Source organism: Acinetobacter sp. CWB-B33 (assembly GCF_039655955.1).
GTDB classification, from domain to species: Bacteria; Pseudomonadota; Gammaproteobacteria; order Pseudomonadales; family Moraxellaceae; genus Acinetobacter; species Acinetobacter bouvetii.
The window spans coordinates 546,228-567,395 of record NZ_JAGFEU010000003.1 but is presented as its reverse complement, the minus strand read 5'-3'; the positions used below and the strand labels follow the sequence as shown (position 1 = coordinate 567,395).

The 21,168-nt window shown below is 46.3% G+C and carries 23 protein-coding genes; 6 read left to right on the top strand and 17 right to left on the bottom strand.

The annotated features are described in order from the left end of the window. Positions 1-82: 82 nt before the first annotated feature. Together JZ784_RS11980 and JZ784_RS11975 are read left to right on the top strand one after the other, a co-directional pair. The gene (locus tag JZ784_RS11980) at positions 83-1,336 is read left to right on the top strand and encodes an MFS transporter (RefSeq protein WP_346315018.1); all 1,254 of its coding nucleotides are present in this window, start codon (positions 83-85) and stop codon (positions 1,334-1,336) included. Positions 1,337-1,437: 101 nt separating this feature from the next. Continuing rightward, entirely contained in the window at positions 1,438-2,181 is a 744-nt protein-coding gene (locus JZ784_RS11975; RefSeq protein ID WP_346315017.1) for a TonB C-terminal domain-containing protein, read from the top strand. Between the two features lie 58 nt (positions 2,182-2,239). Here the strand turns inward: JZ784_RS11975 and JZ784_RS11970 are convergent, their stop codons facing one another. Beyond that, on the bottom strand, positions 2,240-2,662 hold the full coding sequence (locus tag JZ784_RS11970) for a YqaA family protein (RefSeq protein ID WP_346315016.1): 423 nt from the start codon (positions 2,660-2,662) through the stop codon (positions 2,240-2,242). 7 nt (positions 2,663-2,669) lie between these two features. After that, positions 2,670-2,981 carry a hypothetical protein gene (locus JZ784_RS11965; protein ID WP_005007532.1) on the bottom strand — a complete coding sequence of 104 codons (312 nt, stop codon included), beginning with the start codon at positions 2,979-2,981 and terminating at the stop codon, positions 2,670-2,672. Positions 2,982-3,160: 179 nt separating this feature from the next. Between JZ784_RS11965 and JZ784_RS11960 the strand changes: the two genes are divergently transcribed. Beyond that, complete coding sequence (locus JZ784_RS11960; protein WP_346315015.1) at positions 3,161-3,571, top strand: TonB family protein; 411 nt, start codon at positions 3,161-3,163, stop codon at positions 3,569-3,571. Between the two features lie 36 nt (positions 3,572-3,607). Here JZ784_RS11960 and JZ784_RS11955 read toward each other — a convergent pair whose 3' ends face one another. After that, positions 3,608-4,225 carry a glutathione S-transferase N-terminal domain-containing protein gene (locus JZ784_RS11955; RefSeq protein ID WP_005007528.1) on the bottom strand — a complete coding sequence of 206 codons (618 nt, stop codon included), beginning with the start codon at positions 4,223-4,225 and terminating at the stop codon, positions 3,608-3,610. A 322-nt stretch (positions 4,226-4,547) separates the two neighbouring features. On the opposite strand from JZ784_RS11955, the gene JZ784_RS11950 reads away from it, so the two are divergent. Beyond that, positions 4,548-5,003 (top strand): Hsp20 family protein, encoded by a 456-nt coding sequence (locus JZ784_RS11950; protein ID WP_346315014.1) that lies wholly within the window; start codon positions 4,548-4,550, stop codon positions 5,001-5,003. Between the two features lie 112 nt (positions 5,004-5,115). On the opposite strand, the gene infC is transcribed toward JZ784_RS11950, so the two are convergent. Continuing rightward, a complete protein-coding gene (gene infC, locus JZ784_RS11945) occupies positions 5,116-5,667 on the bottom strand; it encodes a translation initiation factor IF-3 (RefSeq protein ID WP_130143650.1) in 552 nt (183 codons plus the stop codon). Between the two features lie 5 nt (positions 5,668-5,672). Then, positions 5,673-7,595, bottom strand: a complete 1,923-nt coding sequence (thrS, locus tag JZ784_RS11940) for a threonine--tRNA ligase (protein ID WP_005007523.1) — start codon at positions 7,593-7,595, stop codon at positions 5,673-5,675. 761 nt (positions 7,596-8,356) lie between these two features. On the opposite strand from thrS, the gene JZ784_RS11935 reads away from it, so the two are divergent. Next, entirely contained in the window at positions 8,357-10,000 is a 1,644-nt protein-coding gene (locus JZ784_RS11935; RefSeq protein WP_346315013.1) for an acyl-CoA synthetase, read from the top strand. A gap of 91 nt (positions 10,001-10,091) precedes the next feature. Here JZ784_RS11935 and yjgA read toward each other — a convergent pair whose 3' ends face one another. The 9 genes from yjgA to mazG form a co-directional block, all read right to left on the bottom strand. Continuing rightward, the gene (gene yjgA / locus JZ784_RS11930) at positions 10,092-10,625 is read right to left on the bottom strand and encodes a ribosome biogenesis factor YjgA (protein WP_005007519.1); all 534 of its coding nucleotides are present in this window, start codon (positions 10,623-10,625) and stop codon (positions 10,092-10,094) included. A 2-nt stretch (positions 10,626-10,627) separates the two neighbouring features. After that, entirely contained in the window at positions 10,628-10,897 is a 270-nt protein-coding gene (locus tag JZ784_RS11925; RefSeq protein ID WP_005007517.1) for an HPr family phosphocarrier protein, read from the bottom strand. Next, entirely contained in the window at positions 10,894-11,745 is an 852-nt protein-coding gene (gene rapZ, locus JZ784_RS11920) for an RNase adapter RapZ (RefSeq protein WP_346315012.1), read from the bottom strand. The genes JZ784_RS11925 and rapZ overlap by 4 nt, the downstream gene beginning before the upstream one ends. A 23-nt stretch (positions 11,746-11,768) precedes the next feature. Then, positions 11,769-12,617 carry a pantoate--beta-alanine ligase gene (panC, locus tag JZ784_RS11915; RefSeq protein WP_005007511.1) on the bottom strand — a complete coding sequence of 283 codons (849 nt, stop codon included), beginning with the start codon at positions 12,615-12,617 and terminating at the stop codon, positions 11,769-11,771. 3 nt (positions 12,618-12,620) lie between these two features. Then, positions 12,621-13,430, bottom strand: a complete 810-nt coding sequence (gene panB / locus JZ784_RS11910; protein WP_346315011.1) for a 3-methyl-2-oxobutanoate hydroxymethyltransferase — start codon at positions 13,428-13,430, stop codon at positions 12,621-12,623. A 43-nt stretch (positions 13,431-13,473) separates the two neighbouring features. Then, positions 13,474-13,962, bottom strand: a complete 489-nt coding sequence (gene folK, locus JZ784_RS11905) for a 2-amino-4-hydroxy-6-hydroxymethyldihydropteridine diphosphokinase (RefSeq protein ID WP_005007509.1) — start codon at positions 13,960-13,962, stop codon at positions 13,474-13,476. Beyond that, a complete protein-coding gene (gene pcnB / locus JZ784_RS11900) occupies positions 13,959-15,422 on the bottom strand; it encodes a polynucleotide adenylyltransferase PcnB (protein WP_346315010.1) in 1,464 nt (487 codons plus the stop codon). The genes folK and pcnB overlap by 4 nt, the downstream gene beginning before the upstream one ends. A gap of 145 nt (positions 15,423-15,567) precedes the next feature. Beyond that, the gene (locus JZ784_RS11895) at positions 15,568-16,002 is read right to left on the bottom strand and encodes a ComEA family DNA-binding protein (protein WP_346315009.1); all 435 of its coding nucleotides are present in this window, start codon (positions 16,000-16,002) and stop codon (positions 15,568-15,570) included. Further along, the gene (gene mazG, locus JZ784_RS11890; RefSeq protein WP_346315008.1) at positions 15,980-16,774 is read right to left on the bottom strand and encodes a nucleoside triphosphate pyrophosphohydrolase; all 795 of its coding nucleotides are present in this window, start codon (positions 16,772-16,774) and stop codon (positions 15,980-15,982) included. The genes JZ784_RS11895 and mazG overlap by 23 nt, the downstream gene beginning before the upstream one ends. A 112-nt stretch (positions 16,775-16,886) precedes the next feature. On the opposite strand from mazG, the gene JZ784_RS11885 reads away from it, so the two are divergent. Continuing rightward, on the top strand, positions 16,887-17,657 hold the full coding sequence (locus tag JZ784_RS11885) for an SDR family oxidoreductase (protein ID WP_346315007.1): 771 nt from the start codon (positions 16,887-16,889) through the stop codon (positions 17,655-17,657). A gap of 76 nt (positions 17,658-17,733) precedes the next feature. Here JZ784_RS11885 and der read toward each other — a convergent pair whose 3' ends face one another. From der to JZ784_RS11870, 3 genes are all read right to left on the bottom strand, one after another. Further along, positions 17,734-19,143: a ribosome biogenesis GTPase Der gene (gene der / locus JZ784_RS11880; RefSeq protein WP_346315006.1), complete on the bottom strand. Its 1,410-nt coding sequence runs from the start codon at positions 19,141-19,143 to the stop codon at positions 17,734-17,736. 169 nt (positions 19,144-19,312) lie between these two features. Beyond that, positions 19,313-20,461, bottom strand: coding sequence for an outer membrane protein assembly factor BamB (gene bamB / locus JZ784_RS11875; protein WP_005007487.1), 1,149 nt, complete (start codon positions 20,459-20,461; stop codon positions 19,313-19,315). Further along, the gene (locus tag JZ784_RS11870) at positions 20,458-21,156 is read right to left on the bottom strand and encodes a tetratricopeptide repeat protein (RefSeq protein WP_346315005.1); all 699 of its coding nucleotides are present in this window, start codon (positions 21,154-21,156) and stop codon (positions 20,458-20,460) included. Before JZ784_RS11870 ends, bamB begins: the two co-directional genes overlap by 4 nt. Between the last annotated feature and the right edge of the window lie 12 nt (positions 21,157-21,168).

The following is a 21,168-nucleotide window of genomic DNA, read 5'->3' as shown; positions in this document are numbered from 1 at the left end:
TCTATAAACTTTGCGTGATGAAATGATAAGCGCTCGCAAACATGACTTTATAATCAGCGCATCCTATAGAAAGAACATGTTTATGAAGCCTGCACATGACGCCTTTGCAGCCCTGCGCTACCGTGATTTCTCCATAATTACCCTCAATCAGTTCTGCTTGACTTTGGCGATTTTGATTCAGGAAATCATTGTTGCTTACTCCCTGTACCAAATTACTAAAGATCCGCTGACCCTCGGCCTAATTGGCCTGGCGGAAGCAATTCCGTTTATCGCGCTGTCTTTATGGGGCGGCTATTTTGCCGACCGTTTCAATAAGCAGACCATCATGAAAATCTGTTTATTCTTTGCCATTCCAATGCCGCTCATTTTATGGTGGCTCTTCCACGCTTACGGACAGGCGCATATCGGTATTTCATCATTGTCATGGGGGATCTATGCCGTGATTTTCGGGCTGGGCACCATCCGCGGCTTTTACAATCCATCCGCCACTTCGTTAAAGCCGTTCTTAATTCCGCGCGACCTGTACGCTAATGGCGCAACGTGGACCACGATCGGCTGGCAAAGCGGCGTGATTATCGGCCCAATGCTGGGCGGGTTCATGCTGGCATATTTAGGCCGTGAAAGCAGCTTATTTGCGGTAGCCGGATTATTGGCGGCGTGCTTTGTGCTGATCAGTTTACTCAGCAAGCGCAGCTTCCCTAAAATTGAAACGGATAATCTTTGGGACAGCCTTGGCGACGGTTTCCGCTTTATCTGGAAAACCAAAATTGTCCTATGGTCTATTTCACTGGATCTGGTATCCGTCTTGTTTGGCGGGGTCATTGCCCTGTTGCCGATCTTTGCCGAAGACATTTTAAAAATCGGCCCAGAAGGTTTAGGCTATTTACGGGCAGCGCCGTCGATAGGCGCACTTATCACCATGATTGCCTTAACTAAATTTCCGCCGACACAGCATGCCTGGCGCAATATGCTGCTGGCTGTAGCGGGTTTTGGCCTTTTCACTGTTTTATTCGCATTCTCCCATCATCTATGGCTGTCTTTATTCGCCTTAGCCATGACGGGCGCCTGCGACAGCATTTCCGTGGTGATCCGTCAAACTATTCTGCAGATCTATCCGCCGGAGAATATGCGCGGCCGTGTCGCCGCAGTGAACGGCATGTTTGTGTCCAGCAGCAACGAACTCGGCGCTTTTGAGTCTGGCCTTGCTGCCAAATATATGGGCACGATTACAGCGACACTTTTAGGCGGCTGCATGACCATGGCGGTCGTGGCTGTCAGCTGGGCAAAAACCAAAGACTTATTTAATATTGATATTGGCAAAGATATAGAAAAATAAGCAATATTCGAGATTTAGACTTGCCAGTATTTCCAATTCAGGAAATACTGCGCTTCAATATTGACCATGAATCCTCTTTGAGTGATTGAAGCCCTTAACCTATGAAAAAAATTCTGTGCTTGTCTGTTTTGATGAGCTTGCCGCTAAGCGCAGCCTACAGCGCCTCACCTAAAAAAGTCCATCAGCTGCCCACACAAACGATTGATGTGCTGCCAGCGCATTTAACCACCCGCATTCAATGGTCGAAATTTCCGCAGCCGAATTACAGCAATGATGACTTAAATAAAAAGAACCGCGCCGCCATTATCCGTATTTTTGCCGATGCGCATGGTGAAGTTCAAGAGGCAACCGTGGAAGAAAGCACCGGCATCCAAAGCCTGGATCAGCTGCTGCTTCGCGCTGTCGAAAAAGCGGAAGTAAAGCCGCATATTGATGCAGATGGCAAGGCGGCTCCGCAAATTGGCTATCAGGCCTTTAATTTGAAGCTGACGGCTCAAGATGCAAAAAACTGTGACTTTGAATTTAATTCAAAAGTTTGGCAAGCCCAGCGAAATGGCAAAAAAACTGCATTTCAATACGCTGAACAGCCGCCGCTTGAACTCAATACGGCGCAATTGAAAGAGCATGACCGTAAAATTAAATTCAGCTTTAAAACAGACAAACACGGTAGCGTGAAAAAAGTCAAAATTAAACAAGGTTCGGGGATTTATGCGCTGGATCAGCAAGTGATTCAAGCCGTGTCTGGCAGTCAAATCAAGGTGAAACGCACCGCCAGTACGCTATGGATGTATAAAAAATCCAGCTTTAAAGACGAAATCCAATTTAAGCTGAATGAATGTAAGTAAAATTCGCAGATTCAAAAAACCGAAGGCTTATCCTTCGGTTTTTTATTACTGACAGCATTCAAAATAAAACGTACATGCCATAGATAAACAAATAGCGCCCTGTCTTCGCTACACTCGCTAAAAGTAAAAAGCGCCAGAAACTTTCTTTCAGCAGTCCTGCAATTAATGTAATCGGATCACCGATAATCGGCGTCCAGCTCAGCAGCAGAGACCAATAGCCGTATTTTTGATAGATTCCCTGCGCCTGAAGCATTTTTGCTTCAGAGACTGGAAACCATGTTTTATTTTTATAGCGCTCAATTTTCAGCCCGAGCCACCAATTCACGCAAGAGCCCAAAATATTGCCCAGACTGGCAATCGCAATCAGGGGAAGTGCAGCATATTTCCCCTGCACGAACGTTCCCAGTAAAACCGCCTCTGACTGCAAAGGCAGCAGCGTTGCTGCGCCAAATGCTGAGATAAACAGCAGATACAGCGTCATGCGAAGCCTACTTTAGACCCAGCTGCTTTTTGGTTTTACGGTACTCCGCGGTTGACCAGAACACCATGGCTGCAATTGCTAAAACACGTGACCATGTATAACGCGAAACAATCGGCTGTATCAGCTCATTCAATAAAAGCTGATCTTTGGTATGGGCAGCTTCTGCTATTTTTTGAATATGCACCGCTTCGGCAATAAACAGCATCAGGCACAATGCAATACCAGCAATAACGGCGAAATATACCCGCGGGTTAGCTTCAACAATACGGGTGAGGTTTAAAAAGAAATTTTTCATCACGTTATCATCCAACTTAGCCATTCAAGATAAAGCTCCTTGAGGCAAGCCCGCATTCTAGCACAGCGTCCTGAATATGCTTTGGTTTGTTATTTTGATTGTGATTGGGCGCATACATTTATCTTAGCAGGGTGATGCTTTACATTCATTTTAAGCTCAGTTAACCTGTACAGAAATTTGGTGAATATATAAATAAGTATTTGATGAAAAGAATATTTTTATTGAGTTTTTTACTCTGCCTGCATAGCCTAAACCTGACTCAGGCAAATACCCTCACTCATCCAGCCAAACAAGAAATGGCATCACACAGCCCTGTGAACTGGGCAAACAGACCCATCTTAAAGATTAGCAATGATGATTTACAAAATCAAAATCGCAACATAGCGTTCAAACTGTACGTTTTGGATACAGGAACCATCGTAAAAACTGAAGTGGTGCAAAGCTCAGGCTTAGCCGCTTTAGACCAAAAAGTAGAAAAGGCATTACTCAAGGCTAAATTCAAACCTTACATAGAAAATGATACCGCTTATCCGTTTATAGTAGTCCAGCCCTTTTCATTTCAGGTCTCAGAAGACACTCGGCCTTGGTGGAAAAGGTTTTTCGGTCTTCATTAAAAATAATGAGCATGGCTGGCATGCTCACCCACCAATTTAGACTTTAATCGCCAGCGCTTTCTGCACTGCAGGGCGCGCAGTCATACGCTCAACATACTCTTTGACATACGGATAATCCTCCAGCTGGATTTGCTGCCATTCATAGCGCAGAATCCAAGGCAGAATCGCCATATCGGCAATTGAATATTCGCCTGCGACAAATTTCTGCCCAATGAGCTGATTATTCAAGACCTTGTATAAGCGCTTCGTTTCATTCACATAACGCTCAGTGGCATAGGGAATGCGTTCCGGCGCAAAACGGCTGAAATGATGGTTTTGACCCAGCATTGGCCCCAATCCGCCCATCTGCCACATCAACCATTGCTCGACTTCAACGCGTTCAAACTCATCCTCAGGATAAAACAGCCCTGTTTTACGCCCTAAATACTGCAAAATAGCCCCTGACTCAAAGACAGAAATCGCTTCGCCTCGCGGCCCATCCTGATCCACAATCGCAGGGATTTTATTGTTCGGTGATATTTTCAGAAAATCAGGCTGAAACTGATCATTTTCCAAGATATTAATGGGAAAAATTTGATATTCGAGTCCCATTTCTTCTAAAGCAATGGTAATTTTATGTCCATTGGGGGTTCCCCAATAATACAAATCTATCATGTAAGAATCCTGTTACTTTTCTCGTTTTAGTTTACATTGTCGAGTTTTCATACTGTTTATAGCATGCTTTCAGCGGAGAAACATTAAGTTAAACTGAAATTAGAATCTTAAAATATGCATAGCAGACTTTATATCATTCGATAAATTATCAAATAAAGAGAATAGAAAAAATCATTAAATTTTTCCTTGAAATTTTTCGAGGCATACCGATATAAAAAGTACAGCAATAATTGGTTGACATTGCTGAGAGTACAACCAATGCCTAGATGGGCGCAGAGGTTGCTTGTTTATATCACTTTTCTGAATGCAGGAGGTTTTATCAATGAGTAATTTAAGCTTAACTCCATTATTCCGCCGCAGTATCGGATTTGACCGTTTAAACGATTTATTTGATCATGCGATGCTTAGTGAAACACCGCACTATCCAGCGTACAATATTGAAAAAACAGGCGATAATGATTACCGGATTGTCGTTTCTGCAGCCGGTTTCAATCAGGATGAACTGAGCATTAATTTAGAAAATCAAGTTCTGAGCATTTCTGGCCAACATGCGGATCAGGCCGAAGAGGATACAGCTGAGTACTTGCATAAAGGCATTGCGCGCCGTTCATTTAAGCTGTCATTGCGCTTAGATGAGCACATTGAAGTTCAGCACGCTAATTTTGAAAATGGCTTGCTGACCATTCAATTGCAGCGGATTGTCCCAGAAGAAAAAATGCCTCGCCAAATTCCGATTGGCCAGAAGCTTCTAAAAGCTGAAGATGCTGCAAAAGAATGAAATGCTTAGAATCAGGCCACAGTTAAAAGCCCTTTGATGATGAAGGGCTTTTAACACAGCAGACATAAAAAAAGCACTGCGGATGCAGTGCTTTTTTTATGTCTATAGGCGCTTACTTTTTCTTTTTAGGTCCAAGCAGCATCCCCATTTGACGGCCTTCCATTTTCGGTGTCTGTTCAACAACACCGTATTCAGCCACGTCTGCTTCAATTTTTTGCAATTGAGCCAAACCTAACTGCTGGTGAGCCATCTCACGGCCGCGGAAACGAAGCGTGATTTTAACTTTGTTGCCTTCTTCAAGGAACTTGATGATGGCGCGGAGTTTTACGTTGTAATCACCGACATCAGTACCAGGGCGCAGCTTGATTTCCTTCACCTGTACTTGATGCTGTTTTTTCTTCGCTTCTTTCTGCTTTTGCTTCAGATCAAACAAATGCTTGTTGAAGTCCATAATCTTACAAACTGGCGGCTCAGCGTTTGCTACGATCTCTACAAGATCAAGCTCTACGCTTTCTGCTGCACGTAAGGCATCAGCCAAGCTTACGATGCCTTTTTGCTCGCCATTTTCGTCTACAAGACGGACTTCTTTTGCACGAATTTCATCATTCAAGGCAGGACGGTTTGATTTGCTACCGCCCTGTTGATTACGGTCAGGCTGTTTAATCGCTGTTACTCCACAATGTACCGGCCGCGTTCGGCAACGGCTGCTTTTACCAAGTCAACGAAAGCATCAATTGACATAGTACCCAAATTTTTTCCAGAGCGGGTACGGACATTCACAGTACCTTCCTCTACTTCACGGTCTCCAAGTACCAGTAAGTAAGGAATACGCTCTAATGTGCGTTCACGAATCTTAAAGCCGATTTTCTCATTTCTCAAGTCTGAAATCGCGCGGATACCGCTTTCTTTAAGTTTAGCGACCACTGACTCGCATGCTTCCGCCTGCGAATCGGTAATATTCATCACACATGCTTGAACAGGAGACAGCCAAGGCGGCATGAAACCCGCATAGTGTTCAATTAGTATACCAATAAAACGCTCAAAGCTGCCAAGTATTGCGCGATGAAGCATCACAGGCTGATCGCGGTCATTGTCTTCAGTCACATAAGATGCGTCTAGACGTTCTGGCAAGTTGAAGTCGCACTGGATTGTACCACATTGCCATACACGGCCTAAGCAGTCTTTCAAAGAGAATTCAATTTTCGGACCGTAGAACGCGCCTTCACCCGGCTGCAGCTCCCACTCCAAGCCCGCTGCATCCAAAGCGTCTGCTAAAGATTTTTCCGCCATATCCCAAAGCTTGTCATCACCTACACGTTTTTCTGGACGTGTCGACAATTTCATCTGCACTTCTTCAAAGCCGAAATCTTTATAAACATCTAAAGTCAGCTTAATGAAATCTGCAACTTCAGTGCCAATTTGCTCTTTAGTACAGAAGATATGCGCATCATCCTGAGTAAAGCCGCGGACACGCATAATGCCATGCAGTGAACCTGATGGTTCGTTACGGTGGCATGAGCCGAATTCCGCCAAACGGATTGGCAAGTCGCGGTATGATTTCAAGCCTTGGTTGAACACTTGCACGTGACAAGGGCAGTTCATCGGTTTGATTGCGTAGTTGCGGCTTTCTGAATGCGTTGTGAACATGCCATCGGCATAATTGGCAGCATGGCCTGATTTTTCCCAAAGGGTGAAATCAACGACTTGCGGTGTGCGGATTTCAAGGTATCCATTGTCCTGCTGCACCTTACGCATGTACTGTTCAAGCACTTGGTAAATGGTCCAGCCATTTGGATGCCAGAACACCATACCCGGCGCTTCTTCCTGCATATGAAACAAATCAAGCGCTTTACCAATTCTGCGGTGGTCGCGTTTTTCAGCTTCTTCAATACGTTTGATGTATGCAGCAAGCTGTTTTTTGTCGGCCCACGCTGTACCGTAAATACGCTGCAGCTGTTCGTTTTTCGCATCACCACGCCAGTAAGCGCCTGACATTTTAGTCAGTTTGAATGCTTTTAAGAATTTAGTATTGGGTACGTGCGGACCACGGCACATATCCAAGTAGTCTTGATGGTAGTACAAGCCCATTTCTGTTTCGTCAGGCATGTCTTCAATCAGACGTAATTTATAATCTTCGCCACGTGCAGTGAATTCTTTAATTACTTCATCACGCGGTGTCATTTTTTTGATGACGTCATAATCTTGATCGATGAGCTTTTTCATGCGCTCTTCGATAGCCGCCATATCTTCTGGTGTAAATGGTTTTTCACTGAAGATGTCGTAATAGAAGCCATCTTCGATGACTGGACCAATTACCATTTTTGCTTGTGGGAACAATTGCTTAACTGCATGACCTACAAGATGAGCGCAAGAGTGGCGAATGATATGAACACCATCATCGTCTTTAGGCGTAATAATTTGCAGGGTTGCGTCTGCTGTAATTAAGTCAGATGCGTCAACCAATTGACCGTTTACACGACCAGCAACTGTATTTTTTGCAAGACCAGGACCGATGCTTTGAGCAACTTCCATCACAGATACGGCGTGATCAAATTCTTTTTGATCGCCATTTGGCAAAGTGATAATTGGCATAAAAAATCCTTAAGGAGTGATGCCCCGTACAATAGAGCATATCACCGCGAGATTATGATCGAGGGAAACCCTCAAAAGATAAAAACGGTGGATAAAAATAAAAATCGCTTAGAATTTTACACTGCTTAGCTGGATGGATAAACCTTTTTGGCTGAAAAAAGATGCCGAGCGTAAAGTTGACGGCTATTTGCACAAAATAAGCCATAATTTGGTAAAAACTTGCCAAGAATAATTTCATCGCCTTATTGCTGGGGCTTAGCATGGCCAAACACTTTCCCTACTGCAAGGCGGTTATCTTCAATGAACTGCCTGAAAAATCTCAAGCTGCCAGCTCCTGACACAGCAGCTCGTTATCAGCGCTCAATATCATTTTTAGATCACCTTAAGTTATAGATTGTCTATCCCGTTTTAATAACGTCGTTCTTTTAAGGCAATGCTGCTTCACCTATTCACCGTACAAAGCATGTGAAAAATATTCAGATTGCTACGGAAACTGCATCAGCGCTTATCATGAGGCTGGAAAAACAGCCTCTTTCAGCTGTCTGCAAAGCCGTTTTTTCGATCTAATTTATTTATATCCGAAAATCAAATTTTAGAACTGCAGGGTTCACATTCAATATTTTTAACTTTTTAAATTTCAATATTTTCAGCATGTTACAAATTTAGTGCAAATACTCGACTAAAGCATTAATGCAAGTTAGCCTGAGACTGCATATTGTTGAGAAAATGACAAAAAGCAATACAGACAGGGAGTTTCTGAGATGGTTAGTGCATATGATGAATTGCCACGGACACCGGCCAATTTTGTTGCCTTATCGCCGCTGCGCTATTTAGAGCGCGCGGCTTATATTTATCCGCACCAAGATGCCATTATCCATGGTTCGCGTCATATCAGCTGGCGGGAAACCTATCAGCGCTGCTGTCAATTTGCGCAGCAGCTGCAGCAGCTGGGCATTGGTAAAAATGATACGGTATCGGCGCTTTTGCCGAATACGCCAGCCATGATTGAAGCGCACTTTGCCGTGCCCATGGCGGGCGCTGTACTGAACACCATCAATACGCGCTTAGATGCAAAAACGATTGCATTTATGCTCGAACATGCTGAAACCAAAGTCTTATTGGTCGACCCTGAATTTGCAGCAGTTGCTCAAGAGGCGCTGGCTTCAGTCAAGCAGGATATTTTTGTCATCGATGTCGATGACGCCGAATACCAGGACAGCAGCCCTGCGCCAATCGGCAAAATCGAATATGAAACCTGGCTGGCAGACGGCAATCCGCATTTTGAATGGCACCTGCCTCAAGATGAATGGGATGCCATCAGCCTGAACTATACATCGGGCACGACAGGCAACCCGAAAGGCGTGGTCTATCATCACCGCGGCGCCTACATTAATGCCGCCAGCAACATCATTGCCTGCGGCATGACGCCTCGCGCAACGTATCTATGGACGCTGCCGCTGTTCCACTGCAACGGCTGGTGCTTTGCATGGACCATGGCAGCCAATGGCGGCACCAATATCTGCCTGCGCAAAGTCGATCCTGAACTGATTTATAAACTGATTGCCGAACACAAAGTGGATTACTTCTGCGGCGCGCCGATTGTATTGTCGATGCTGATCAATACGCCTGAAGAGAAAAAAGTCAAAATTGACCACCGCGTAGAAGTGATGGTGGCAGGCGCCGCGCCTCCAGCCGCGATCATTGAAGGCATGCGCAACATCGGCATTAATGTGACGCATGTCTACGGCTTAACGGAAACTTATGGCCCTTCTGCGCTGTGCGCTTCGCAGGCAGGCTGGTCTGACCTGTCTATCCAAGAACAGGCGCAGCTGCATTCACGCCAAGGCGTGCCATATCCGCTGCAGGACGGCATGAAGGTCATTGATCCTGAAACCATGCTGCCTGTACCGCATGACGGCAAAACCATGGGGGAAATTATGTTCCGCGGCAATATTGTCATGAAAGGCTATCTGAAAAACCCAGAGGCCACCGCAGAAGCCTTTGCCGGCGGCTGGTTCCACACTGGAGATTTGGCTGTTTGCCAGCCGGACGGCTATGCCAAAATTACTGACCGCTCTAAAGATGTGATTATTTCCGGCGGTGAAAATATTTCATCCCTTGAAGTTGAAGAAGTTCTGTATCAGCATCCTGCAGTATTAACCGCAGCAGTGGTGGCTAAGCCCGATTCGCGCTGGCAGGAAGTGCCGTGCGCCTTTATCGAGCTGAAGGCTGGCAAAGAGGCGACGCCGGAAGAAATCATTGAATTCTGCAAACAGCATTTAGCGCGCTTTAAAGTCCCCAAAGATGTCATCATTACTGAAATCCCCAAAACATCGACGGGCAAGCTGCAGAAATTCATTTTGCGCGACTGGGCGAAAGAGCGCGCAACAGGTGAATTTAGCTAAATCATCCTCTGCTCCGGCACTTGTGCCAAAAAGAAAGGCAAGGCAATAAAAAACGGCTCTTCGGAGCCGTTTTTTGCTTTGTCATAAGCAATCAATTATCTGAAATCAATGCCACTTGCTGTAAATAGTTAAACATATTCAACTTAGATGCCTTCACCGCTTCTTCTGGCGCTTGATTTTTAAGATCACGGTGCACACGCAGATAATGCTGGCGCAAAGTATGGCGTTCAGTCGCATTATAGGTTTTGGTAAACTCATTAATCGCAGGGTCGCCATCTTTAATAATGCGCTCGACCCAGCGCTGCAGCTGCGCTGTTTTTTTCAGCCCTTGTTTTGGGGTTAAATATGACAAAATGACCGTTTCATTTTCATTACGCAACAGTTTACCAATACGTAAAAATTGACGGCGGCGCGCTTCATGTGAGCTAATCTGCTGCACATCAAGCAGCGCTTCAATTAAACGCTCTTCAACAGGCAAATTTTTAATTTGTTTCGCGCTTAGCTCAGCCAGCTGTGAACCCAAAGCAGCCATACGCTGAACAGCCTTTTTCTGTTCGGTTTTACTTGCACGTCCTTCTAAAGAATCAAAATCTTCATCAGTTAAGCTCTTCGATCGACTTGCCACGATTAATCTGCCTCGTAAAATTTCGCTGCGAACAGTGCCTGAACCTCAGATAAAGCTTTTTCTTCATCTGCGCCGTCAATCACTATCCGTAAAGTTGTGCCCTTGCCTGCACCAAGCATAAGCAGGGACATAATATTTTTTGCATCTACCAATTTATCACCTTTGCCGATCTGAATCGATGAGCTGAATTTGGTGGTGACTTCAATCAGTTTGCCAGACGCACGCGCATGTAAACCTAGTTTATTAATTACGTCAACAGTTGTGTCTATCATGACCAGTGCTTCATTTCTCTATGTAAGACCTGAATAGACCATTTTGCCTCAAGGGCTTTTTTTAGTCTATCCACAATATAAACAGAACGATGCTGGCCGCCCGTGCATCCAATGGAGACCGTCATATAATGGCGGTGACCTTCCGAAAATGCCGGCAGCCATTTGTCCAAAAAGTGATAAATGTCCTGAAACATTTCTCCAGTTTGCGGACTCTGTTCTAAAAATTTCTGTACAGGCTCATCCAGGCCTGAATATTTTCTTAATTCTAAATCCCAATGCGGGTTCGGCAGATGGCGCACATCAAAGACGTAATCTGCATCCAGCGGTATGCCATGCTTAAAGCCGAAAGACTGCAAAATTAAAATCAGATTGTCAGCCTGCCCCAGCTTCGTCAGCAGGACATGCTTTAAATCATGCACGCTTTTATCAGTGGTATCAATATGCACCGTCGAGCGCAGCTGAATCGGCAGCAGCAGCAATTTTTCTTCCTGTATGCATTCATTCAGGCTTTTAAAGCGGCTGGATAATGGATGCGGGCGGCGCGAAGCGCTGAAGCGTGAAATCAGCTCCTGATCCCGCGTGGTCAGGTAAATAATATCAACTGAACCATGGCGCTGCAGCTCATGGAAGACCTGATCAAACTCCTGCAGGTCAGCCCGCGTGCTGCGCACATCCACCCCTAAGGCCAGCTGTTCAAGGTTATTTTCCTTGTCCAGCTTTTCCACAATTTCCGGCAGCAGCGCCAAAGGCAAATTATCTATACAGTAATAGCCAAGATCTTCAAGCACCTGCAATGCAGAGCTTTTTCCAGAACCCGATTGGCCTGTAACAATTAAAATGCGTTTCATTGCATGACTGCCCTTTTATAGCGCTAAGACGCAGTATATTTTACCTGCAGGTTGTCGATAAGGCGGGTTGCACCTAATTTTGCAGCCACAAACAGCACAAGATCTTCATTAAATTGTTCAATTTTTTGAAGTTCTGTGGTGCGGGCTTCTACATAGTCCACAACAAAACCGGCGCCTGTCAATGCCGATTTCATATCTTCTAACACTTTAGGCAACGCATCCCCAGACAGCAGCGCCTGTTCCGCAGCCTTCAAAGTTTTATAGATCGCCGGCGCAGCGGCGCGGTTTTCCGCGCTTAAATAGCCATTGCGCGAACTGAGCGCCAAACCGTCTTCCGCTCGGGTAATCGGCACGCCAATCACTTCCAGCGGAATATTCAAATCACGGACAAACTGCCGGATGACCGCCAGCTGCTGATAATCTTTTTGGCCAAAGAAGGCATAGTTCGGCTGCACAATATTAAACAGTTTGGTCACCACCACCGCAACGCCGTCAAAATGGCCAGGGCGCTGCAAACCGCACAAATCATTCGTGATATCGCTGACTGAAATATTGGTCAAGCGCGGCTTGCTGCCATACATTTGTTCAACGGTTGGCGCAAATACAATGTCACAGCCAACGTCTGCCAATAACCGCTGATCCTGCTCTAAAGTCCGCGGATAATTATCAAAATCTTCGTTTGGGCCAAATTGAATTGGATTGACAAAAATGCTGACCACAACAATATCGCAAAGCTTGCGCGCTTCACGCACGAGGTTTAAGTGGCCTTCATGCAAATTGCCCATCGTTGGAACAAAACCAATAATTTTCCGGGCTGCGCGCGCTGGATTCAATGACGCAGCTAAACCTTGAATCGTCGTTTCAGTTTTCATATCTCAGAGCTCAATTTGAAAAGTGTGTTCTACGGCAGGGAATGATCCATCCTGCACTGCGGCGTGATAGGCTTTAAATGCATCTAAAATTGCAGTTTCACCCGCCTGTTCTTTCATAAAATTGCGGACAAATTTAGCCACATGGCTAAAGTTCAGCCCCAGCATGTCCTGCACCACCAGCACTTGGCCATCCGTTTCTGCTCCAGCGCCGATGCCGATCACCGGCGTATTCGGGAACAAATTGCTGATCTCTTTGCCAACCTGCGCTGGAACACATTCCAGCAGCAGTACGGCAGCTCCGGCATCAACGACAGCTTTACAGTCTGTAATCAGCTGATCGGCTGCGGCCCGGGTGCGCGCCTGCACTTTATAGCCGCCAAAGACATGCACCGACTGCGGCGTTAAGCCTAAATGCACACAGACAGGAATGCCATTCCGGGTCAGCACCTGCACAGTTTCAGCCAGCCATTCCCCGCCTTCCAGCTTCACCATATGCGCGCCCGCCTGCATGATGATTTTAGAACTGCTCAATGCATCATTCAGGGTGGCATAACTCATAAACGGCAAATCCGTTAAAATGAACGCATGCGAGTTGCCGCGGCGCACTGCGGCAGTATGATATGCCATATCGCTGACATTCACAGGCAGTGTCGAATCACAGCCTTGAATGGTCATGCCTAAAGAATCGCCGACCAAAATGGTATCAATCTCAGCGACTTCCATGGCTTTCGCCATACTTGCATCATAGCAAGTCAGGCAGGAGAATTTGCGGCCTTCCGCTTTAAATTTTCTTAAGTCACTTAGACTAATCATCTAGAGGTTCCTCTGATGGCCCTATCTCAGGGCCATTAAACATTTAAATCTTTGCCCAATTTCCAGCATCCAGCACATCTAGCGCCGGGTGCTCTAAAATCGGCAAATCTTTTAATAATTGTCCTTTCAGCTGCAATCCTGCATCCAAGTCCAACAGTGGGATCAAAACAAAATCACGCTCCATGACGCCGGCATGCGGCACAGTCAGGCGTTCATTTTGAATCTGCTCCTGTCCATAAATCAGCAAATCTAAATCCAGTGTGCGCTCTCCCCAATGGCGAAGGCGTACACGCCCAGATTCCTGTTCGAAGCGCTGCAGCTCATCCAGCAGGGCCAATGGAGCTAAATCAGTCGTCAGCTGCACCACGGCATTTAAGTAATTCGGCTGATCCTGCGGCCCCATCGGCGGGCTTTGATACAGTTTAGAGGTTTTCACAGCGCCTAAGGCGGCCAGCTTATGGACGGCTTCAGCCATAATTTGCAATGAATCACCTAAATTGCTGCCTAGGCCAATATAAGTCACTATGCTCATTGAGTCGGCCCAAAAACCACTTGGCTTAAATCACGCTGCACACGCTTACGCTTTAAGATTGGGTGATCGGCGCTAATGCCTTCTGCAACCTCTGCAGCCGGCTGGCGGCGTGAATCTGAGGCTGATTTGGCTTTTCTGGCGCGGCGGCTGCGCGGCTCAGGCTCATTGACCAAAGGCTCAATCTCAGCCTGCTGAATAGATGCAGTTTTGATTTCTTCTGCCGGCGCCCGGGACACTTTGCGGCGGCTCTTGGCGCGCTGACGGTTATAATCCGCAATCGCGCGCTCGCGCTCATCCACAGACAAGGTTTGATAGTTTTCCCACCAAATCCCCATGCCCTGCGTATCGTTATCACCAGATTTTTCACGCAGCAATAAAAAGTCAAAGCCGGCGCGGAAACGCGCATGGCTGGACAAAGCTTCAATTTGCTGCGGCTTAGGATTCAGCAAACGGGTTTGCATTTCCCAGACTTCACGGATAAATGTTTCGGCAAAACGCGGAATGATCGTGCGTGTCGCTTGACGCTTCAACACATCTAAACCCGCTTGCGCGCGGGCTTCTGCAGCAACAACGCCTTTGCTTAAGTAGAAATCACAGCGTTCAAGGAAAGGCTTCCACAGCAGCACTGCATAGAAAAATGCGGGATTGATGGTTTTACCAATCGAAATCCGCTGATCAGTATTTTTGGCAGCGCGTTCAATAAACGGCGTAATTTCCGGCTTAATTTCCGCAAACAGCTGGCGCCAAATGCCAAAATCAATCAGCATCGGCATCACCCGGTTTAAATGCCCCATGGTGAACAGTTTTTGCGATTCATCATATAAACGGTGCGGAGACACATCACGCAGCAATTGCGTAATTTCTGGGGTAAAAATATCCAAAATTTTTTCATCAATGCTGAAGTTCAGCTTAGCCGCAAAGCGCAGCGTCCGCAGCATGCGTACCGGATCTTCTTCAAAACGCTGCAACGGATCGCCCAGCAAACGCAAGGTTTTGTGTTTAATGTCATCAACCGCATTGCAGAAATCCAACACTTCATTTTTACGCGGCTGGTAATACAAAGCATTGATCGAAAAATCACGGCGGGCAAAATCCTGCTCGATGGTGCCCCAGTTGTTGTCCCGCAAAATCATGCCAGCAGCGGAAGTCACTTCTTTTTTAGGCGGCGCACGGAAGGTTGCCACTTCAATCAGTTCACGGCCAGAATAGACATGAGCAAGCTCAAAACGGCGGCCGATGATGCGGCAGCGACGTCCGAAAACTTCTTTCACCTGAGATGGAGTAGCATTGGTGACAGCATCATAATCCTTCGGATTTAGCCCCAACATTAAGTCGCGTACACCGCCGCCGACGATATAAGCTTCATAGCCTGCCTTAGTTAAGGCATCAATCACATCCAATATGGAAGAAGGTAATTGTGCAGTTGATAAACCGCATTTTGACGCGCGCAAAGTTTGCAAAAGACGCTGTCTCCTACGTCTGAACGTAATATCTTAAGATGTCGCTAATCATATCTCTAACACAATCAAAGGGCAATTTGATTCTCCCGATACACACTGCCTAACTCAGCTGCCTTTCGCACTTTTTTCATCTTCCCGCGCTGTTTTACAAGGCAAGGCGCTCTTTATTTTTGCTGAAAATAGCTGGGCCAATGCCTTTGACCTCCTGAATTTCCTCAATACTTTTAAATTTTCCATTTTTATTGCGGTAATCCACAATGGCTTCCGCTTTCTTTTGACCAATGCCGCTGAGCTGCTGAAATTGCTCGGCGCTGGCCGAATTCAGCCTGATTTTTTGACTCGCGCTGTTAGACGCCGCACTGAGCGCAGGCTTGGATAAATAATAGTTTTTAGATGCGGGCGCTGAAGAATGGCTGACTGATGCGCTTTTAAGCTGGCTGTCCTGTGTTTGCTGGTCCGCTTTCCATTGCTGATATGCTGCATTTGACGGCGCCGCTGCGCTCGCCCAAGCAATGCTGATAGTGACGAGCAGGATCAGCAGGATAAAAAGCTGAAATTTATTCAAGTTGCGGTTTTTCATATAAAGCCTGTTGTTTAAATTGTTGTTTCGCCTGCTCCCAAAGCTGATCCATCTCAGCCAATGACAGGTCTTCTATATTTTTATTCTGCAATGCTGCCTGCGTTTCAATGTAGGCAAAACGGGTGCGGAATTTATGGACAGTGCCCAATAACGCCATTTCACTCGAGATGCTGAGTTTACGGCCAATATTCACCAGAGAAAATAAGCAATCACCAAACTCTTCCATAATTTCGTCGGAATTCTGATTTTCAAGCGCCTGTTTAAATTCAGCAAGCTCCTCTTCTAATTTGCTATAGGCATCTTCAGGTGTGGCAAAATCAAAGCCAATTTTAGCGGCATTTTTTTGAATTTCTTCTGCCTGCTGCAAGGCAGGGCCATGCTTAATCTGATCTAAGCGTGACTGAGCTTTACCCGCTTTTTCTTTGCGCTTAATGTCCTGCCACAACACAGCCACATCATCAGCGCTTAATTGCGAAAACTGTTCGGCTTGAAACACATGGGGATGCCGGCGAACCAATTTATCGCAAATGGCCTGTACCACATCCTGAAAATCAAATACGCCCTGCTCGCTGTACATTTGCGACTGAAACACCACCTGCAGCAGCAAATCCCCCAGCTCATCACGCACATCTTCCGCTTTGCCATCACGCACAGCTGCTTCGACTTCATAGGCTTCTTCTATGGCATAACGCGTTAAAGACTCAGGCGTCTGCTGCTGATCCCAAGGACATTTTTCACGCAATTCACGCATGATGCTCAACAGCTGTTCCATAATCTGCCTCTTTATTTAATTTAGATTTCTGCTCGATTGCATCTTTTTCACCCCAATAATTTGGTATGCTCAAAATCAATATAAGGAAGAAAAAGACAGGGAGAAGAATAACATGCCGAGCATCTTGATTAGCGGCGCAGGCCAAGGCATTGGCGCTGCAGCAGCCAAATTATTTTACCAGCAGGGCTATAAAGTCGGCATTTATGACATTAATGCGGTGCAAGCGCAGAAACTGGCGCAACAGCTGGGCGAGAATGCCAAAGCAGGGCTGCTGGATGTTGCCAACATTGAACACTGGCAAAATGCCCTGACAGAATTTACACAATGGGCCGGTGAGCTGAATGTGTTGGTGAATAATGCCGGCATTCTCTATTCAGGCGCTTTTGAGCATACCGATATCGCCTCACATCACCGTACCATTGATATTAATGTAAAAGGGGTGATAAACGGCTGCTATGCGTCTTTGCCTTATTTGCAAAAAGCGGCGTTTGCACGGGTGATTAACTTATCTTCCGCTTCTGCCATTTATGGCCAGGCCGACTTGGCCACGTATTCCGCCAGTAAATTTGCTGTGCGCGGCCTAACGGAAAGCCTGGATATTGAATGGCAAAAATACGGCATACGGGTGCTGGATGTTATGCCGCTGTTTGTGCAGACCGCGATGGTGAAAGATATGGATGCAGAAAGCATCCGTAAAATGGGGGTTCATTTGACGCCTGATGATGTCGCCGAGCAAATTTTGCGTTTGGCTACACTTAAAACCCATGCCTTTACCCCAACGCATCGCGCCGTGGGTTTCAAAACAAAGGTTCTGTTTAATTTATCTAAAATCAGCCCTCAGTTTGTAAACCGCTTAAGCAATTTATGGATTGCTCAAAAATAATCGGCTTTAGAAAAACAGTTCAATCCACCAAATAAAAAACCGCCATATGGCAGTTTTTTATCAACACTGCATAAGATTAGCGTTTAAATTTCTTCTCAGCCTTTTTAAATTTCTGAACATAACGGCGCTTACGCGCAGCTGTGCGTTCATCCATTTGCGATTTACGGCCTTCAAATGGGTTTTCAGAGGTTTTAAATTCAATACGGACCGGCGTGCCTTCAAGCTTGTACACTTTACGGAACACGTTTTCTAAATAACGGCGGTAATCCGCAGGGGTTTTATCCACCTTGTTGCCGTGCACTACAATTGTTGGCGGATTTTGCCCGCCCATATGCGCATAGCGCATTTTAATGCGGCGGCCGCCCACCATTGGCGGCTGATGCGCTTCTGTCGCGTCGCTTAAAATTTGGGTGATTTTTGCAGGCGAAACTTTCAAATGCGAAGAGTCATAAGCGCGGTGGATTGATGGATAAAGATCGCCAACCCCAGTGCCATGCAATGCAGAAATCAAATGAATTTTTGCCCATGGAATAAAATCAAAGCGGCGCTCCACATCCAGCTTGCATTGCTTGCGGTCGTACTCGGTCATGTTGTCCCATTTATTGACTGCAATCACCATCGCGCGGCCGGCTTCCAGCGCATAGCCAATCAAATGCAGATCCTGCTCAACAATCCCGTCACGGGCATCAACTACAACCACAACCACATGCGCATCTTTCATGGCTTGCAGTGTTTTCACAATTGAGAATTTCTCAATCATTTCATCTACTTTGCCTTTACGGCGCACGCCAGCTGTATCAATCAGCGTGTATTTACGCCCATCCCGCTCAAAGGGAATATATACAGAATCACGGGTAGTGCCGGGCTGGTCAAATGCAACCACGCGCTCTTCGCCAAGCAAGCGGTTAACTAAGGTCGATTTGCCCACATTTGGACGGCCGATAATCGCCAAACGCAGACCGGTATCCCGGTCATGCAGTTCAGGATTTTCATCTTCCGGCACAGAAGCAAGCACTTCTTCCAGCATTTGCTGTACACCGCGGCCATGGCTGGCTGCGACTTGCAACGGTTCGCCCATGCCAAGCTTGTAAAATTCAACCAATGCCGCTTCCGCATGCACGCCATCCACTTTGTTGGCAACCAGAAAGACTTTTTTGCCAAGTGTGCGCAAGTCACGGGCAATCTGTTCATCAGATGCCAGCAATCCGGCACGGGCATCCACAACAAACATAATCATGTCTGCTTCGTGGATGGCTGTTTTGGACTGCTCGGCCATGTACGAATCAATACCGCCTTCTGTTTCGCCGATACCGCCAGTATCAACCACAATGAAGGATTTATTTTGGTAAGTCGCATCGCCATATTTACGGTCACGTGTCAGACCGGCAAAGTCAGCAACGAGCGCATCCCGGCTCTTGGTGATCTGGTTAAACAACGTTGATTTTCCGACGTTCGGACGACCAATGAGCGCAATTACGGGTTTCATAGATTAACCTTTATTCAAGATCAGCCAGTTTGGTCTGGTCTGAACATCAGAAAGTATTGGAAGAATAAGGATTAGGACAAATGCCTAAATAAAAACACGGGGCATTGACTGTTCAATCCCCCGCGTTCAAAAAATTCGGTTGCACTTATTTTAACATAAGCTGCAAAAATTAACGATTCTGCCAAACACTCATTGCACCTTTACGTGTTGACACATAAAGCTGATTATCAATGACACGCAGCGTACGCACTTCACCGCTGGTTTTAGAACGGCCGATGATTGCACCGGTGCTTGGGTCAATTAGATGCAGTACGCCATCCAAATCACCAACCACCAAATCATTGCCCAGCATCACTGGGTTGCTCAGCTGACGGTTCAGCAGCTGGTCATTTTCCCACAGCTTGTTGCCGGTGGTAATTTCATAAGCTGTAATCTTACCATCAGTTTGCGCAACAAACACCCCATTGCCTTTCACTTCCGGGCGCTGAATGCTGCTGGCATCCTCACTCCATACAACCTGCTGTGAAGCCAGGTCCAGTACTGTCACTTGCCCCTGATAGCTGGTGGTGACAACAAACTGGCCGGCTACAGCTGGCTCACCGTCAATATCAATCAAGCGCTGAATGTCTGAACGGCCTTCTGAAACAGCAACACGGCGCTGCATCTTAGGCGTGCCGCTAATGGCATCAATGGCATAAATATAAGCATTTGCAGAAGCAATCAGCACATTGCGCGCATCTAAAGCGACAGGCGCCGCCTGGCCGCGCAAGCTGAACTGTACATTCGGCAGATTATAGGTCCACGCCTGTTTGCCGGTTTCCACTTCATGCGCAAACACAGTCCCGTCATTCGCAACCGTAATAACACGGCCAGCATGAATCAGTGATGGCGCAAGAATAGCGCCAGACAGCTGCGCTGTCCATTTAGTTTCACCTGTTGCCTGATCTAAAGCGAACAATTGACCTTTTGGGCTGCCGACAACCACTAAGCCGTCTTTCGCTTCCACACCTGAGCTTAGGCCCTGTTTTGAAATTTTCTTTTGCCAAAGGCGCTGCTTGCCTTGAAAAGCTTCAACTTCACCGTTTGGATTAATAACAAAAATAACGCCATGATCCACATCTAAACGCATGCGCAATGGATCTGCTTCATCCGTCGAAGCCACATTTTGAGAAAATACAGGAACCAGTGTTTTCGCCTGTTCAAGTTTCGGCAGCGGACTCGGCTTTGCCTCTTCGACTTTCACGCCTTTATTTGCACAGCCTGCAAGCGCAAGCGTTAAAACTGTCAGTGCACACGCAATTTTGTATTGTCTATTCATTCAGTTTCTTCCACTTGGGTCTCTAAAATCGGGCGTTCGATTTCAGGATCATCGACTAAAACGCCTACACTTTCGAGTTTAATTTGTAAAATTTGACGTTCTTCTTTACGTTCAACCAATGCATCCCATGCACTTTGATATACTTTTTTTGCATTTTCAATATCATTTTTAGCAACATACACATCACCGCGCGCTTCATCAGCCGTCGCTTTAAATGCAGGATCTGTTACTGCTTCTAATGTTTTCAGCGCTTCATCATATTTCTTTTGCGCCAGCTGCGCATAAGCCAAGCGCAGTTTTACAATCTGAATCAAGCCGTCATCGCCGGCTTTGATATTTTCAACTTTCTTCAAGGCTTTTTCAGCGCTGGCGTAATCGGCTTTATCATAAGCCAATTTAGCCATGACCAGCTGCGCCTGAATCGCTTGAGGTGAATCTGGCGCTTCTTTCATGATACTGTCCGCAGATGTGGACAGCTGCGAAAATGCATCGCCCTGCGCTGATTTAGCGCTGTCCATCAACTGCTGCACTTTAGCCGTCGCCGTCTGTGACTCAGCCAAAGTTTTCTTCTGCCAATATTCCCATCCGAAAAAGGCAATCAACGCAATTAAAATCCCGCTAATAATGGCCGAACCATATTTTTTAGAGAAAGATTTTAAATTATCAAGTTGTTCATCATCACTTAATGCGTTCATTTAACGATCCTT

Bases quoted from the DNA above. Each gene is read 5' to 3' on its own strand.
- JZ784_RS11980 (WP_346315018.1), top strand. From the start codon at position 83: ATGAAGCCTGCACATGACGCCTTTGCAGCCCTGCGCTACCGTGATTTC.
- JZ784_RS11960 (WP_346315015.1), top strand. From the start codon at position 3,161: ATGAAAAGAATATTTTTATTGAGTTTTTTACTCTGCCTGCATAGCCTA.
- JZ784_RS11965 (WP_005007532.1), bottom strand. From the start codon at position 2,981: ATGGCTAAGTTGGATGATAACGTGATGAAAAATTTCTTTTTAAACCTC.
- panC (WP_005007511.1), bottom strand. From the start codon at position 12,617: ATGAAAACTGAAACGACGATTCAAGGTTTAGCTGCGTCATTGAATCCA.
- JZ784_RS11885 (WP_346315007.1), top strand. From the start codon at position 16,887: ATGCCGAGCATCTTGATTAGCGGCGCAGGCCAAGGCATTGGCGCTGCA.
- JZ784_RS11970 (WP_346315016.1), bottom strand. From the start codon at position 2,662: ATGACGCTGTATCTGCTGTTTATCTCAGCATTTGGCGCAGCAACGCTG.
- rapZ (WP_346315012.1), bottom strand. From the start codon at position 11,745: ATGAAACGCATTTTAATTGTTACAGGCCAATCGGGTTCTGGAAAAAGC.
- JZ784_RS11925 (WP_005007517.1), bottom strand. From the start codon at position 10,897: ATGATAGACACAACTGTTGACGTAATTAATAAACTAGGTTTACATGCG.
- bamB (WP_005007487.1), bottom strand. From the start codon at position 20,461: ATGAATAGACAATACAAAATTGCGTGTGCACTGACAGTTTTAACGCTT.
- der (WP_346315006.1), bottom strand. From the start codon at position 19,143: ATGAAACCCGTAATTGCGCTCATTGGTCGTCCGAACGTCGGAAAATCA.
- JZ784_RS11955 (WP_005007528.1), bottom strand. From the start codon at position 4,225: ATGATAGATTTGTATTATTGGGGAACCCCCAATGGACATAAAATTACC.
- JZ784_RS11975 (WP_346315017.1), top strand. From the start codon at position 1,438: ATGAAAAAAATTCTGTGCTTGTCTGTTTTGATGAGCTTGCCGCTAAGC.
- folK (WP_005007509.1), bottom strand. From the start codon at position 13,962: ATGAGCATAGTGACTTATATTGGCCTAGGCAGCAATTTAGGTGATTCA.
- JZ784_RS11895 (WP_346315009.1), bottom strand. From the start codon at position 16,002: ATGAAAAACCGCAACTTGAATAAATTTCAGCTTTTTATCCTGCTGATC.
- JZ784_RS11870 (WP_346315005.1), bottom strand. From the start codon at position 21,156: ATGAACGCATTAAGTGATGATGAACAACTTGATAATTTAAAATCTTTC.
- JZ784_RS11950 (WP_346315014.1), top strand. From the start codon at position 4,548: ATGAGTAATTTAAGCTTAACTCCATTATTCCGCCGCAGTATCGGATTT.
- panB (WP_346315011.1), bottom strand. From the start codon at position 13,430: ATGATTAGTCTAAGTGACTTAAGAAAATTTAAAGCGGAAGGCCGCAAA.
- JZ784_RS11935 (WP_346315013.1), top strand. From the start codon at position 8,357: ATGGTTAGTGCATATGATGAATTGCCACGGACACCGGCCAATTTTGTT.
- thrS (WP_005007523.1), bottom strand. From the start codon at position 7,595: ATGCCAATTATCACTTTGCCAAATGGCGATCAAAAAGAATTTGATCAC.
- mazG (WP_346315008.1), bottom strand. From the start codon at position 16,774: ATGGAACAGCTGTTGAGCATCATGCGTGAATTGCGTGAAAAATGTCCT.